This window comes from Kitasatospora sp. NPDC057512 (assembly GCF_042802135.1).
Taxonomy (GTDB): Bacteria; Actinomycetota; Actinomycetes; order Streptomycetales; family Streptomycetaceae; genus Kitasatospora.
In genome coordinates, this window is the sequence record NZ_JBHVET010000134.1 from 1 (window position 1) to 14565 (window position 14565).

The window sequence follows — 14565 nt, forward strand, 5'->3', positions numbered from 1 at the left end:
GTATAAGAGACAGGTGCCGTCGGCGTTCGTGGTGCTGGACGCGCTGCCGCTGACCGCCAACGGCAAGCTCGACCGCCGGGCGCTGCCCGCCCCCGACCCGGGGACGGCCGCCGGCGGCCGGGCGCCGCGCACCCCGCAGGAGCAGCTGCTCGCCGGGCTCTTCGCCGAGGTGCTCGGCCTGCCCGGGGTCGGCGTCGAGGACAGCTTCTTCGACCTCGGCGGTCACTCGCTGCTGGCGACCCGGCTGGCTTCCCGGGTCCGGGCTGTCCTCGGCGCCGAACTGGAGGTCCGGACGCTCTTCGAGCACCCGACCGTGGCCGCCCTGGCGGGCCGCCTCGACGGCTGCGGCACCGAGCGGCCCGCGCTGACCGCCCGCCCGCGCCCCGAGAGGCTCCCGCTGTCCTTCGCCCAGCGCCGCCTCTGGTTCCTGCACCGGATGGACGGGCCGAGCGCCACCTACAACATGCCGCTCGCCCTGCGGCTCTCCGGCCGTCTCGACCGGCGAGCGCTCGCGGCGGCCCTGGCGGACGTGGTCGCCCGGCACGAGAGCCTGCGGACCGTGCTGCGGGAGGCGGACGGGGTGCCTTGCCAGCAGGTGCTGGGCGCGGACGCGGCGCACCCGCCGCTGCCGGTGGTCGAGCTCGCCGAGGACCGGCTGGCCGAACGGCTCGCGGAGTCTGCCCGGCGCGGCTTCGACCTGGCCGCCGAGCCGCCGATCCGGGCGGAGCTGTACGCGCTCGCCCCCGAGCGGCACGTCCTGCTGGTCGTGGTGCACCACATCGCCGCCGACGGCTGGTCGATGGGCCCGCTCTCCCGGGACCTGGCCACGGCCTACGCGGCCCGCTGCCGGGGCGAGGCGCCGCCGTGGTCCCCGCTGCCGGTCCAGTACGCCGACTACACCCTGTGGCAGCGCGACCTGCTCGGCGAGGCGGCCGACCACGGCAGCCTGTTCGCCCGTCAACTCGACTTCTGGAAGAAGGAGTTGGCCGGTCTCCCGGACCAGGTCCGACTGCCCGCGGACCGCCCCCGCCCGGCCGGGGCCTCCCAGCGCGGCGACCGGATCGAGCTGCGGCTGGACGCCGACCTGCACCGGGACCTGCGGGAGCTGGCCGCCGCGCACGGCGCCAGCCTGTTCATGGTGCTCCAGGCCGGCCTCGCCGCCCTGCTCACCCGGCTCGGCGCCGGCACCGACATCCCGATCGGCAGTCCGATCGCCGGGCGCACCGACCAGGCGCTGGACGACCTCGTCGGGTTCTTCGTCAACACCCTGGTGCTGCGCACCGACACCGGCGGCGACCCCGGATTCGCCGAACTGCTCGGCCGGGTCCGGCGGAAGGCCCTGGCGGCCTACGCCCACCAGGACGTGCCGTTCGAGTACCTGGTCGAGGCCGTCAACCCCGCCCGGTCGCTGGCCCACCACCCGCTCTTCCAGGTCATGCTCGGCCTGCAGAATGCCCCGGCCGGGGCGTTCGCCCTGCCGGGCCTGGAGACCTCCCACCTGGAGGCGCCGACCGGCACCGCCCGCGTCGACCTGACCGTCAGCCTGGCCGAGCAGTACGGCCCGGACGGCAGCCCGGCGGGCGTGCTCGGCGCGGTCGAGTACGCGACCGACCTGTTCGACGCGCCCACGGTGGAGCTGCTGTTCGCCCGCTGGGTGCGGCTGCTGCGGGGGGCCGCCGCCGAACCGGACACGCCGATCGGCCGGCTCGACCTGCTGTCCGGCGAGGAACGCCGCGAGCTGCTGACCGGGTTCAACCGGACCGACGCCGAACTGCCGACGGTCGGCCTGCCGGAGCTGTTCGCCCGCCGGGTGCGGGCCACGCCGGAGGCGGTGGCGGTCGTCGCCGGCGGGGCCGAACTGACCTACCGGGAGCTGGACTTGCGGTCCAACCGGCTGGCCCGGGCGCTGATCGCCCAGGGGGTGCGGCCGGAGACCCCGGTCGCGGTGCTGCTGGAGCGCTCGGCGGAGCTGGTCGTCGCGATCCTGGCCGTCGTCAAGGCGGGCGGCGCGTACGTCCCGCTCGACCCGCGCTTCCCGTCCGCCCGGATCGACCTGATCGTCCGGGAGACCGGGGCGGCGCTGGTGCTCACCGAGGACGTGCTGACCGCGCTGAGCCGGGCCGGGGCCGACGATTCCGATCCGGAAGTCACCTGCGATCCACGGCAGTTGGCGTACGTGATGTACACCTCCGGCTCCACCGGCCGCCCGAAGGGGGTCGGCGTCACGCACCGCGACGTGGCGGCGCTCGCGCTCGCCCCGTGCTGGCGGGAGGGCGGCCACGACCGGGTGCTGCTGCACTCGCCGACCGCCTTCGACGCCTCGACCTACGAGTTCTGGGCGCCCCTGCTCGGCGGCGGCACGGTCGTCGTCGCACCTCCCGGCCGGCTCGACCTCGACCTGCTCGCGGAAACGGTCGCCGAGCACGGGGTGACCGGACTCTGGCTGACGGCCGGACTGTTCCGCCTGGTCGCGGAGGAGCGCCCGCACCTGCTCGCCGGGGTGCGCGAGGTGTGGACCGGCGGCGACGTGGTGCCGCCCCCGGCCGTCGCCCGGGTGCTGGCCGCCTGCCCGGACACCGCCGTGGTCAACGGCTACGGGCCGACCGAGACCACCACCTTCGCCGCCCACCACCGGGTCCGCGTGCTTCCCGAGGCCGCGGCGAGCGTGCCGATCGGCCGGCCCATGGCGAACCTGCGGGCGTACGTGCTGGACGCCGGGCTGTGCCCGGTGCCGGCGGGCGTGGCGGGTGAGCTGTACCTCGCCGGGGCGGGCGTGGCCCGCGGCTACCTCGGGCGGGCCGGCCTGACGGCGGAGCGGTTCGTGGCCTGCCCGTTCGAGCCGGGGGAGCGCATGTACCGCACGGGAGACCTCGTCCGGTGGCTGCCGGGCGGTGTGCTGGACTTCGCCGGCCGGGCCGACGAGCAGGTCAAGCTGCGCGGCTTCCGGATCGAGCCCGGTGAGGTCGAGGCCGCGCTCGCCGCCTGCCCGGGCGTCGCCCAGGCGGCCGTCGTCGCCCGCGAGGACCGGCCCGGCGACAAGCGCCTGGTCGCCTACCTGGTGCCCGCCGCCGAGGGCGCGCCCGCGCCGGAGGAGCTCGCCCGCAGGCTCGGCCGCGACCTGCCCGAGTACATGGTGCCCTCGGCGTTCGTGGAGCTGGACGCGCTGCCGCTGACCGCCAACGGCAAGCTCGACCGGGCCGCCCTGCCCGCGCCGGAGTCCGGCGGGACGGGCGTCGGCCGCGGCCCGCGCACCCCGCAGGAGCAGCTGCTGTGCGGCCTCTTCGCCGAGGTCCTCGGCCGGGAGCTGGTGGGCATCGACGACAACTTCTTCGACCTGGGCGGGCACTCCCTGCTGGCCGCCCGCCTGGTCTCGCGGGTCCGCGAGACGCTGGGCGTCGCGGTGGGCCTGCGCACCCTGTTCGAGGCGCCGACCGTGGCTGGCCTCACCGGCCGACTGGCCATGGACGACGCCGAGGACGCCTTCGACGTGGTGCTGCCGCTGCGGTCGACGGGCACTCTCCCCCCGCTGTTCTGCATCCACCCCGGTGGCGGCATCAGCTGGTCGTACTCCGGTCTGCTGAACCACCTCGGCCCGGAGTACCCGGTGTACGCGATCCAGGCCCGCGGCCTCGCGCACGCCGAGACCCTGCCGGCCTCCTACGAGGAGATGGCCGCCGACTACGCCGACCAGATCCGCAAGGTCCAGCCCGACGGCCCCTACCGGCTGCTCGGCTGGTCCGCCGGCGGGCTGATCGCCCACGCGGTCGCCTGCGAGCTCCAGGCCCGCGGCGAACGCACCGAACTGCTGGCGGCCCTGGACGCCTACCCGGTCAAGGACGTGGTGCTCGACGAGTCCGCCGTGCCCAGCGAGCGGGACGTGCTCGTCGGCATCCTCGACTGCGACCCCGCCGAACTGGGCGAGGGGCCGCTGTCCTACGCCGAGGTCGCCGAGATCCTCCGCCACCGGGGCAGCGCCCTGGCGCACCTGGACGAGCGGCGCATCGAGGCCGTCGTCCGGATCATGATCAACAATGCCGAGCTGGCGGTCACCCACGCCCCCGGCCGGTTCGACGGGGACCTGCTGCTCTTCAACTCCACGATCGACCGCACCGAGGACTCGGCCGGCGCCGGCACCTGGCGGCCGTACGTCACCGGCCGGATCGACTCGCACGACATCACCACCCGCCACGACCGGATGACCCAGCCGGGCTCCCTGGCCCAGATCGGGCCGATCGTGGCCGCCTGCCTCGCCGAGAGCACTGGCGCCACCACCCGTTCCCCCCAGGAGGACTGACCCGTGACCAACCCCTTCGACGACCAGGACGGCACCTTCCTCGTGCTCGTCAACGACGAGAACCAGCACTCGCTCTGGCCGCGGTTCGCGGACGTCCCCGACGGCTGGACCGTCGTCCACGGCCCGGACGGCCACGCCGCCTGCCTGGAGTACGTCGAGAAGTCCTGGACCGACATGCGGCCCAGGAGCCTCGCCGACGCCATGGACGAGCAGCGGTAGCGCGGCCGACATGACCTCCACCGACACCCTCGGCCCGGACACCGCCGGCCCGGACATCGCCGGCACCGGTGTCGCGTCCGGGCCCGGCGACCTCGCCGCCGAGCTGTACACGCCCGAGGCCCGCCGGGACCCGTACCCGTGCTACGCCCGCATGCGGCGCGAGAGCCCCGTCCACCGCAGTGACCAGGGCATCTGGTACCTCACCCGGTACGCCGACATCGACGCCGCCCTGGGCGACCTGCGGCTGTCCAACGACCGGGACCGGATGACCCGGGCCCTCGGCGGCCTGGGCGGCGACCTGAAGGCCCTGAGCCGGCTCACCGACCGGCTCGGCCGGGTGATGACCAACACCGACCCGCCGGACCACGCCCGGCTGCGCAAGCTGGTGAACCGGGCGTTCACCGCCCGCCGGATCGAGGCCCTGCGCGGCGGCATCCAGGCCGTCGTCGACGACCTGGTCGACCGGGCCGTGGCCCAGGGGCCGGCCATGGACGTCATCGAGGCGGTCGCCTCCCCGCTGCCCTTGGCCGTCGCCTGCGAGCTGTTCGGCATCCCGCCCGAGGACCGCCCCCTGGTCAAGACCTGGTTCCGCCGGCTCGGCAACCTGACCGCCGGCATCGAGCAGGCCGAGGCCGCCGTCGACCAGTACGAGGAGTACCTGTCCCGGCTCATCCGGCAGCGCCGGGCCGAGCCGGGTGACGACCTGATCAGCGCCCTGGTCACCACCCAGGCCGCGGACGACCGGCTCACCGACTCCGAACTGCTGTCCACCTGCTTCGTCCTCATCACCGCCGGCGACGAGACCACCGCCAACCTGATCGGCAACGGCGCCCTCGCCCTGCTCCGCCACCCCGACCAACTCGCCCGGCTGCGCGCGGACCCGGCGCTGATCCGCACCGCCGTCGAGGAGCTCGCCCGCTACGACACGCCCACCCAGGCGATCATCCGGGTCGTCGCCGAGGACGTGGAGATCGGCGGGCGGACGCTGCGCGAGGGCGAGCTGGTGTACCTCTTCCTCGCCGCGGCCAACCGCGACCCGGACCGCTTCGAGGACCCCGACCGGCTCGACCTCGCCCGCCCCCGCAACCGGCACCTGAGCTTCGGCACCGGCCCGCACTTCTGCCTCGGCGGACCGCTCGCCAGGCTCCAGACCGAACTGGCCGTCGGCACCCTGGTCCGCCGGCTCCCCGGCCTCGCCCTCGCGGACGGAGCGGCCCTCGACTGGCGGCCCAACCCGCTGCAACGGCGGCTGTGCGCCCTGCCGCTCACCTACTGACCCATGAACGACGACGAAGGAGAACCGACCATGGCCCGAGAGTTCCAGGTCCGCCGGGAGCAGGACCTGCCCGCCGCACCGGAGGAGGTCTGGCACGCCGTCGCCACCGGTGCCGGCAACCTCGGCTGGCTGTACCCCATGGAGGTCGAGCCGCACGTCGGCGGGACGGTCTCCCGGGGCGGCGGCACCGTCGTGGCCTGGGAGCCGCCGCACCACTTCGCCGTCCGGGCGACCAGGGACGGCGGGTTCTCGAACACGCTCACCTACCGCATCGAGCCCGCCGACGGCGGGTCGAGCCACCTGCGGATGGGGATCCACTGGGTGCACGAGGGCGTCGTCGACGAGGACTGGGACAGCAAGGCGGACGCGGCCGAGAAGCACGTCGACTTCTACCAGCACAGCCTCGCCCAGTACCTGACGCACTTCGCCGACCGCACCGCCGTCTACGTCAAGGCCTCCCGGCCCGGACCGACCGCGGACCCGGCCGACTTCGCCGCGCTGCGCCGGCGCCTCGGCCTCGCCGACGACGCGGCCGTCGGGGACCGGCTGGCCCTCGACCTCCCCGGTACGGACGGTGACGCGGAGAAGGTGGTCGTGGACTACCTGACCCCCGACCTCATCGGCCTGCGGGGACCGGACACGCTCTACCGCTTCTACGACGGCAGCCCCTGGAACTGGCCGATCTGGCTGGGCCACCACCTGTTCGCCGGAGGAACGGACGAGCAGCGGACGACCGAAGCGTGGAACGCCTGGCTCAACGGCTCCTGACCCCGCGCACGCCGCCGCGGCCCACGGGCCCCGGCGGCGTGGTCCCCTCGTCAGGCACCGGTCAGCACCGTGTCAGCGGGCCCCGGCAGCATCGTGATCGACGCTCCGGCCCGCCCGGCGGCCGCGCCGCGCCGGGCCCGGACATCCTGCCCCGGAGGAGCCAGACGAGGGGGAACGACCGTGTCCCAGCAGGCCGTCCAGCACGGCGCGGCACCCGTCGCCGTCCGCAGCGCCGCCTGGTACCTTCCCGATCGGACCGTGCCGATCGCCGAGGTGCGGACGCTCGACGAGACCGAGCGCGCCACCCGTGACCGCCTCGGCATCGAGACGATCCGGGCGGACGACCGGCTGGACTCCGTCACCCTCGCGGAACGCGCCGCGCGCCTGGCGCTCGACCGGGCGGGGCTCGACGCCCGGGCCGTGGGCGCCCTGGTGATGGTGGAGTCGCGGGTCCAGGAGACCTTCCTCAGCTCCGAGGTGACCCGGCTCCAGCAGCGGCTCGGAGCCGAGAACGCCCTCGCCTTCTCGGTGGGCGGGCTCGGCTGCGTCTCGATCACCCCCGCCCTGCTGGCGGCCCGCGGACTGCTGGCCGCGGACCCCGCCCTGGACGACGTCCTGGTCGTGCACGGCAGCAAGCCGGCCGCCGCCCTGCGCTACCGCCACCCTGTCACGGTGAACGGCGACGGCGGGCAGGCGCTGCTGCTCTCCCGGCGCGGCCAGATCCGGATACGCGACATCGCCCAGCTGACCAACGGGCGGTACTGGGACCTCTTCCACGTCGACTACCGGGACCGCCCCACCGCCCAGTGGCGCGAACAGTGCACGGAGCCCGAGACCTACTCCTTCCGCCTGGCCGTGGAGACGCGCAACCGCCTCTCCTCGATGCTCGACGACCTGCTGCGGCGCAACGGACTCGGCCGCGGGGACGTCGGCGGGTTCGTCAGCCAGAACCTGTCCGCCGGGAGCTTCGCCTTCCTGGAGGACGCCCTGGACATCGAACTGCTGCCGGCCTGCCGGGAGAACCTCCGGAGGTACGGACACCTCGGTCCCAACGACGTCTTCCTCAACCTCGGCACCGCACTCGACCGCGGGGAGCCGGCCCCCGGCGGTCTCGCGGTCCTCATCAACGTCAGCCCGGTGGCCGCCTGGAGTCTGCTGCTGGTCGAGACAGGTCCTCAGGAGGACGCGGCATGAGTGACGGAAACGCGCGGCCCACCGGGCAACTCACCGGGCAACTCACCGAGCAGATCACCGACTTCCTGAGCGCGGCACTCCGTCGACGGGTCGAGCCGGACGACGACTACTTCGCCCAGGGCCTCGCCGACTCGCTGTTCGCGCTGGAGCTGGTGACCTTCGTCGAGACCCGCTTCGCCCTCACCGTCGAAGTCGAGGACCTGAACCTGGACTCCTTCCGGACCGCCAACCGCATCACGGAGTTCGTCCGGCGCAAGACCGGTGCGCCCGAGCGGGGAGAGGCGCATGGCTCCTGAAGCGAGGGTTCCCCGCGGCGGCCCCGATGCCGCGACACCGGACCCGCGGGCCCTGGAGCTGCTCCGGGCGGCGGACGAGCTGGCGGCCGACGCCCGTGCCCGTGCCTCGGGTTGGGACCAGGACGGCGGACTTCCCGACGCGGTGCGCGAGGAGGTCGCCGGGTCGGGACTGCTCGCCGCCGACCTGCCCGAGCGGTACGGGGGAGCGGGCCTCGACCCGCGCACGCTCGGGGAGATCGCCGCACGGATCGGCGGTGAGTGCAGCGCCCTGCGCGGGCTGCTGACCGTCCAGGGCATGGTCGCGGCCGCCCTGCTGCGCTGGGGAACGGCGGAGCAGCGGGACGACTGGCTGCCCCGGTTGGCCGCCGGCGGGCTGACCGCCGGTTTCGCGGCGACCGAGCAGGCCGCCGGCAGTGCGCTGGGCTCGGTGGAGACCCGGATCGAGGCCTCGGGTCGGCGGGACCTGGTGGTGAGCGGCCGCAAGCGGTGGGTCACCTTCGGGGCGGTCGCCGACGTGTTCCTGGTGCTCGGCACATACGAAGGGAGGCCGGCCGCCGTGCTCGTGGACGCGGACCGTGCCGGTGTCGAGCGGGAGTCGGTGAACGGCCAACTCGGCATGCGGGCCGCCCGGATCGCCCACCTGTCCTTCGACGGTGTGCGGGTGCCCCGGAGCCGGCTGGTCGCCCCTCCCGGCCTGGGCCTCTCCCACGTCGTCGGGACGGCGCTGGACCACGGCCGCTTCACGGTCGCCTGGGGGTGCGTGGGCATGGCGGAGGCGTGCGTCGAGGAGGCCGCCACCCACGCGGCGGTCCGCCGGCAGGGCGGCGTCCCGCTGGGCGACCACCAGTCGGTCCGTTCGCTGCTGGCCAGAGCGGCGGTGGACGCCGCCGGGGCCCGCGAACTCGCCCGCAGGGCCGCGGAGGCCCGGGCTCCGGGCCCCGGGCACGGGGTGTCCGAGACGCTCATCGCCAAGTACGCGGCGGCCTCCGCGGCGGCGTCGGCGAGCCGCGACGCCGTCCAGGTGCTCGGCTCGGCCGGCTGCGCGCCGGACAGCAGGGCGGGCCGCCACTTCCGGGACGCCAAGGTCATGGAGATCATCGAAGGAGCCCAGCAGGTGTCCGAACTCCACATAGCGGAACGGTTGTTACGGCGTTTCGGGGACACGGCGCGGGGCACGGACAGCCCCGTCGGGCCCCGCCTCCCCGGAGGCGCGTCATGACGGCGGCGGACGCTCCCACCGTCAAGTGCCTCGTCTGGGACCTGGACGACACCCTCTGGGACGGAGTGGTGCTGGAGGGCGACGACCCCGCGCCCTTCCCCGCGGCGCTGGAGACCCTGGCCGAGCTGGACCGCCGCGGCATCCTGCACGCCGCCGCCAGCCGGGGCGAACCCGCAGCCGTTCAGCGTCATCTGACGGAGCGTCAGCTGGACGAATGGTTCTGCGCGGTGCGGGTGGGCTGGGGTGCCAAGTCCGATGCGGTGCGCCGGATCGCGAAGGCCCTCAACATCGGTCTGGACACCGTCGCGTTCGTCGACAACGACCCGGTGGAGCGGGCCGAGGTCGCGAGCGAACTCCCCATGGTCCGGTGCTACCCGGCGGCGGAGGTCGGACGGCTGCCGGGGCTCCGGGACTTCCGGCCCGAGCACGTCACCGCGGAGGCCACCGGGCGACGCCGGCTCTACCGGGCCGAGTGGCGGCGCCAGGAGGCCGAGGAGGGGTTCACCGAAGGACGCCAGGCGTTCCTCGACTCGCTCGGCCTGGTCATGGAGCTGCGCCCGGCCACCGAGGAGGACCTGGCCCGGGCCAGCGAGCTGACCGTCCGCACCCATCAGCTCAACAGCACGGGGCTGACCTACGGCATCGACGAGCTGCGCCGGCTGAGCGCCTCCCCGGACCACCAGGTGCTGCTGGCCGGGCTCCGGGACCGCTTCGGCGACTACGGGACCATCGGCCTGTCCGTCACCGAACTCGTCGGGCGGGACGCGGTCCTGCGGCTGATCCTGATGTCCTGCCGGGTCGCCTCCCGCGGTGCGGGGAGCGTACTCCTGCACCAGCTGATCCGGCGGGCCCTGGCGGACGGCCGGCGCCCGGTCGCGCACTTCGTCCCGACCGGGGTCAACCGGAACCTGCTGGTCACCATGCGCTTCGCCGGCTACGAGGCGACGGCCACGGACGGGGACCGCCTCGTGCTCGCCGTGGACCCGCAGCGCCCGCCGGCCAAGGCCCCGGGCCACACCCGCGTGATCGGCGGTGCGGCATGAACCGTACGGGAGGCGGGTCCATGACGCCCCGGCACCCCGGTGGCACCGCCGGCACCGGTGAGGCTGCCCCGGCGGAGGTGCGGCCGGTGTGGGCCGCCTTCCGGAGCCAGGCGGCCAGGACGCCCGAGGCGACCGCGCTCGTCATCGGCGGGGTCTCGCTGACGTACCGTGAGCTCGACCACGCCTCGGCGGGTCTCGCGCGGCTGCTGTGGCGGCACGGGCTGCGGCCGGGACGGGTGGTCTGCGTCCGGACGCGGCAGAGCGCGCTGTCCGTGCTCGCCATGCTCGCCGCGCTGCGCACCGGCGCCACCTGGGCGGTCCTGGAACCGGACCTGCCGGTGGGGAGGTTCGAGGCGCTGTGCCGGGACGTCGACTGCGCCGTGGTGCTGAGCGAGGGCGGCGACGCCGTGCCGGCCTCCGTGCTCGCGGCGCTGCCCGTACCGCCGGCGGTCCTGGACGCGGCGGACCTCCCGCCGGCGCGGCTCGTCGAGGCGGGCCGACAGGAGCCGGCCGGCGACCCGTACCCACCGGTCCCGGAGCAGAGCCCCGCCTACGTCGCCTACACCTCAGGGTCCACCGGTGCGCCCAAGGGCGTCCTGGTCAGCCGGGGCCAGCTCGCGGCGTCCATCGGCGGCCGGGGGCCGGTGTACGGCACCGGGCACTGCGTCCTGCTGATCGCGCTGCGGTTGTCCTTCGACGGGATCCTCGGCGGCATGTTCTGGTCGCTGACCGGCGGCCACACCCTGGTGCTGCCCGATCCCGAACAGCTCGTGCGCGTCGCGGAGTTCGCCCGGCTGGCCCGGGAGCACCGGGTGACCCACCTGTTCAACATCCCCTCCTACTACCGTGCCGTGCTCCAGGACCCGGGCGGCCTGCCCGACACGCTGCGCCTCGTGGTCGTGGGGGGAGAGGTGTGCACGCCCGGGCTGGTGGGCGCGCACCGCGAGCGGTTCCCCCGGATACCGATCGTCAACGAGTACGGGCCCACCGAGACGACCATCGCCTGCACGGTGGAGACCGATCCGGACCCGGCCCGGGACCGGGTCCCCATCGGGCGGCCCTGGCCGGGGGTGCACACCCTGGTCCTGGACGAGCGGCTGCGTGAAGTCCCCGCCGGGGAGCGGGGCGAGCTCTACGTCGGCGGCCCGCTGGTGGCGCTCGGCTACGCGAACCAGCCGGCCCGCACGGCCGAGCGGTTCGTGGCGGACCCGTACGGACGGCCGGGCGGACGCCTCTACCGCACCGGGGACATCGCCAGCGTCGACGAGCGGGGCGCGCTGCACTACCACGGCAGAACGGACGACCAGGTCAAGATCCGCGGCGCCAGGATCGAGCTCGGCGAGATCGAGAGCGTGCTGGAACGGCATCCGGGCGTGGAGCAGGCCGTGGCGCTCTGCGAGCCCGCCGGGCCGGGCGGGCCGCGGGTGGTCGCCTTCGTCCTGCCGGCACCCGGCAGCAGCCCGCCGGACGCCGCGGAGCTGCGCGGACACTGCCGGGGCCGGCTGGTCGAGCAGGCCGTACCGGCCCTGTTCGTCCCGGTCGACCGGATACCCCTCGACCGCAGCACCAAGGCGGACCGGGCCGCGCTCCGTGCGCTGATCCCGACCGCCGGGCCCGGCTCCGGCGGTGTCGCGGGCGTCGCGGGTGTCGAGGGCGTCGCGGGCGGGGACTGGGGCGGGCACCGGCGCGCCGTCGGCCGGATCTGGGCGGAGGTGCTCGGGCACGCCGACTCCGCCCCGGACGACAACTTCTTCGCGGTCGGCGGGAGTTCGATCAAGGTCGTCGACCTGCACGACCGGTTGGAGGGGCAGTGGCCCGGGGCGCTGCGGGTGGGGGAGCTGTTCGACCACGTCACCATCGCCGCCCAGGCCCGGCGGATCGCCGACCACCTGGGCGAACGCGGGCGGGACGACGGACCGGTCCCACCGGCCGCCTACGAACTCTGAGACGCGGGAACGGAGAGGCGAGATGAGCGGTACGGACGTGGCACCCGGCAGGCCGGCCGTCGCGGTGATCGGCATCGCCACCAGATTCCCGCAGGCGGACTCCCTCGCCGCCTTCCGGGCGAACCTGCGGGCGGGACGGGACTCGGTGCGCCCGATCCCCCCGGAGCGGATCCGGAGCACCGGGCTCGACCCCCGGCAGGACTATCCGGAGCAGGGCTACCTGGAGCGGATCGACCTCTTCGACCACGAGCACTTCGGCCTCTCCCGGCGCGAGGCGGAGGTGACCGACCCGCAGCACCGGCTGGCGCTCCAGCTCACCGAGGAGGCGCTGGAGAACGCCGGGTACGCCCCGTCCGGGCTCCGGGACAGCCGGACGGCGGTGGTCTTCAGCTCGCCGAGCAACGGCTACGCACCCCTGGTGCGCGAGCCCGGCACCCTCGGCATGAGCGGCAACATCCCCTGCGCCCTGCCCGCCAGGATCTCCCACCTCTTCGGGTTCACCGGCCCCTGCTACGGCGTGGACACCGGCTGCAACGGCACCCTCGTCGCCGTCCACCAGGCGTGCCGTGAACTCCGCGACGGCGACGCGGACTACGCCGTCGTCGGCGGGGTGAGCCTGCGCCACGTCGTGCCGCCCGCGACCGCGATGGCCGACTTCCCCGGCATCGTCTCGCCCAGCGCCCGGTCCCGCGCGTTCGACCGCGCCGCGGACGGCGCGGGCGCCGGCGAGGGCGGCGCGGTGGTGCTCCTCACCACGCTGGAACGGGCGCTGGCGGAGGGCTCGTTCATCCACGCCGTGATCCGCGGCAGCGCCGTGGTGCACAACGGCCGGCACTCCGCGACCATCAGCACCCCGAGCGCCCGCTCGCAGGCCGAGGCCATCACCAGGGCGTGGCGCGCCGCCGGGCTGGACCCGGCGACCGCCGGATACATCGAGACCCACGGTTCGGGCACCCGGCTCGGCGACGCGGTCGAGGCCGAGGGCCTGGCCCTGGCCCGTCCGGACGGCGACCGCACGGTGAAGGTGGGCTCGGTGAAGACCAACATCGGGCACCTGGACCACGCCGCGGGGATCGCCGGGCTGGTCAAGGCGGTGCTCAGCGTCCACCACGGCGAGCGGTACCCCTCGCTGCACTTCGAGCAGCCCGCCGACGAGGTCGACCTCGACGGCGCCCGCCTGGAGGTCGTCCCCTCGCTCGAACCGTGGGACGACGAGACGCGCCGGGCGGGCGTGAGCTCGTTCAGCCTCGGCGGCGTCAACGCGCACTGCGTGGTGGAGCAGCCCCCGGTGGCCGCCCCGGTGACCACTGCGGTGCGCCCCGCCGTCGGCACCCCGCAGCTGGTCGCGGTGTCCGCCCGCAGCCGGGCGGACCTGCTCGTCCAGTGCGAGCGGCTGTCGCTCGAACTGCGCCACACCGCCCACCCGTTGGCCGACGTCGCGCGGACGCTGAACGAGGGCCGGGAGCACGCCCGCCACCGGGTGTCGGTGGTCGCCCGGGACACCTCCGAGCTCGCGGTGCGCCTGGCCGCCGAGGTCACCTGGCGTCGGCCCGAGACGGCCGGGACGCCCGAGGCGACCGGACCGCTCGCCGCGCCCCGGGTGGTGTTCCTGCTCTCCGCGGACGCCGCACCCGGCGAGCCGGACGACCGGCCGCCGGACGACCTGCCGGAAGAGCTGCCCGTACCGGCCGACCGCGCCGCGATGGTCCGCGGACAGCTCGCCGCGTACCGGCGACTGGTGCGGGCCGGGGTCAGGCCGGACGGGCTGATGAGTTCGGGGATCTCCCGCTACACCGCCCGGTACCTGCGGGGCGATCTCAGCGCCGAGGACACCGCCGCGCTGCGGCGGGCGCGCGGCGGGCAGGACCCGGCGGTGGCGGGTGACCCGCTGCGGGTGGAGCAGCTCCACGCGGCGGCGGACGAGCAACTCGCCGCAGGCCCGGTGGTGTTCGTGGAGCTGGCGGTCCGCGGCGAGCTCGGCGACCGGTTGGCGGCCCGGCTCGACGGGCGCGCGGACGCCAGGGTGCTCCGGCTGCGGCCCGGTGCCGCCGACGCGGCCGTCCTGGAGCTGCTGGGGCGGTTGTACGAGGAGGGGGTCGGCCTGGACTGGCCGGCGCTGCGGGCCCACCCGTCGGCGGGCCGGGTCCCGCTGCCGGGGCACCCGTTCACGGGCGTCCGCTGCTGGGCCAGGCCACTGGGCGAGGTGCTGTCCCCCGACGACGGACTCCGTCCGACCGCTGCTCCGGCCGCCGCTCCGGCACCGGCTCCCTCACCGGTAGCGGCGCCGGCTCCGGTGCCCGCGCCGGCCGC

Annotated in this window: 9 protein-coding genes and 1 pseudogene; all 10 read left to right on the top strand. The window is 75.2% G+C overall.

The window, feature by feature from the left end; all coding sequences use genetic code 11:
- Positions 1-13: 13 nt before the first annotated feature.
- Positions 14-4294, top strand: a pseudogene (locus ACFU6K_RS12055) (amino acid adenylation domain-containing protein); the annotation flags it as partial.
- A 3-nt stretch (positions 4295-4297) separates the two neighbouring features.
- A complete protein-coding gene (locus tag ACFU6K_RS12060) occupies positions 4298-4513 on the top strand; it encodes an MbtH family protein (protein ID WP_380662446.1) in 216 nt (71 codons plus the stop codon).
- A 10-nt stretch (positions 4514-4523) separates the two neighbouring features.
- Positions 4524-5789 (top strand): cytochrome P450, encoded by a 1266-nt coding sequence (locus ACFU6K_RS12065; protein ID WP_380662447.1) that lies wholly within the window; start codon positions 4524-4526, stop codon positions 5787-5789.
- A gap of 30 nt (positions 5790-5819) precedes the next feature.
- On the top strand, positions 5820-6557 hold the full coding sequence (locus ACFU6K_RS12070) for an SRPBCC domain-containing protein (RefSeq protein ID WP_380662448.1): 738 nt from the start codon (positions 5820-5822) through the stop codon (positions 6555-6557).
- Between the two features lie 258 nt (positions 6558-6815).
- Positions 6816-7751 (top strand): 3-oxoacyl-ACP synthase, encoded by a 936-nt coding sequence (locus ACFU6K_RS12075; protein WP_380662454.1) that lies wholly within the window; start codon positions 6816-6818, stop codon positions 7749-7751.
- Positions 7748-8047 carry an acyl carrier protein gene (locus ACFU6K_RS12080; protein WP_380662449.1) on the top strand — a complete coding sequence of 100 codons (300 nt, stop codon included), beginning with the start codon at positions 7748-7750 and terminating at the stop codon, positions 8045-8047. The genes ACFU6K_RS12075 and ACFU6K_RS12080 overlap by 4 nt, the downstream gene beginning before the upstream one ends.
- The gene (locus ACFU6K_RS12085; RefSeq protein ID WP_380662450.1) at positions 8037-9266 is read left to right on the top strand and encodes an acyl-CoA dehydrogenase family protein; all 1230 of its coding nucleotides are present in this window, start codon (positions 8037-8039) and stop codon (positions 9264-9266) included. The genes ACFU6K_RS12080 and ACFU6K_RS12085 overlap by 11 nt, the downstream gene beginning before the upstream one ends.
- Positions 9263-10309 carry an HAD-IIIC family phosphatase gene (locus tag ACFU6K_RS12090; protein WP_380662451.1) on the top strand — a complete coding sequence of 349 codons (1047 nt, stop codon included), beginning with the start codon at positions 9263-9265 and terminating at the stop codon, positions 10307-10309. The genes ACFU6K_RS12085 and ACFU6K_RS12090 overlap by 4 nt, the downstream gene beginning before the upstream one ends.
- A gap of 20 nt (positions 10310-10329) precedes the next feature.
- Positions 10330-12255: an amino acid adenylation domain-containing protein gene (locus ACFU6K_RS12095; protein ID WP_380662452.1), complete on the top strand. Its 1926-nt coding sequence runs from the start codon at positions 10330-10332 to the stop codon at positions 12253-12255.
- A 22-nt stretch (positions 12256-12277) separates the two neighbouring features.
- The coding region (locus ACFU6K_RS12100; RefSeq protein WP_380662453.1) for a beta-ketoacyl synthase N-terminal-like domain-containing protein at positions 12278-14565 on the top strand (2288 nt) is incomplete at its 3' end.

What these genes read in the sequence shown, in the direction of transcription:
- ACFU6K_RS12065 (WP_380662447.1), top strand. Translation starts at nt 4,524, where the DNA reads ATGACCTCCACCGACACCCTCGGCCCGGACACCGCCGGCCCGGACATC.
- ACFU6K_RS12070 (WP_380662448.1), top strand. Translation starts at nt 5,820, where the DNA reads ATGGCCCGAGAGTTCCAGGTCCGCCGGGAGCAGGACCTGCCCGCCGCA.
- ACFU6K_RS12080 (WP_380662449.1), top strand. Translation starts at nt 7,748, where the DNA reads ATGAGTGACGGAAACGCGCGGCCCACCGGGCAACTCACCGGGCAACTC.
- ACFU6K_RS12085 (WP_380662450.1), top strand. Translation starts at nt 8,037, where the DNA reads ATGGCTCCTGAAGCGAGGGTTCCCCGCGGCGGCCCCGATGCCGCGACA.
- ACFU6K_RS12090 (WP_380662451.1), top strand. Translation starts at nt 9,263, where the DNA reads ATGACGGCGGCGGACGCTCCCACCGTCAAGTGCCTCGTCTGGGACCTG.
- ACFU6K_RS12095 (WP_380662452.1), top strand. Translation starts at nt 10,330, where the DNA reads ATGACGCCCCGGCACCCCGGTGGCACCGCCGGCACCGGTGAGGCTGCC.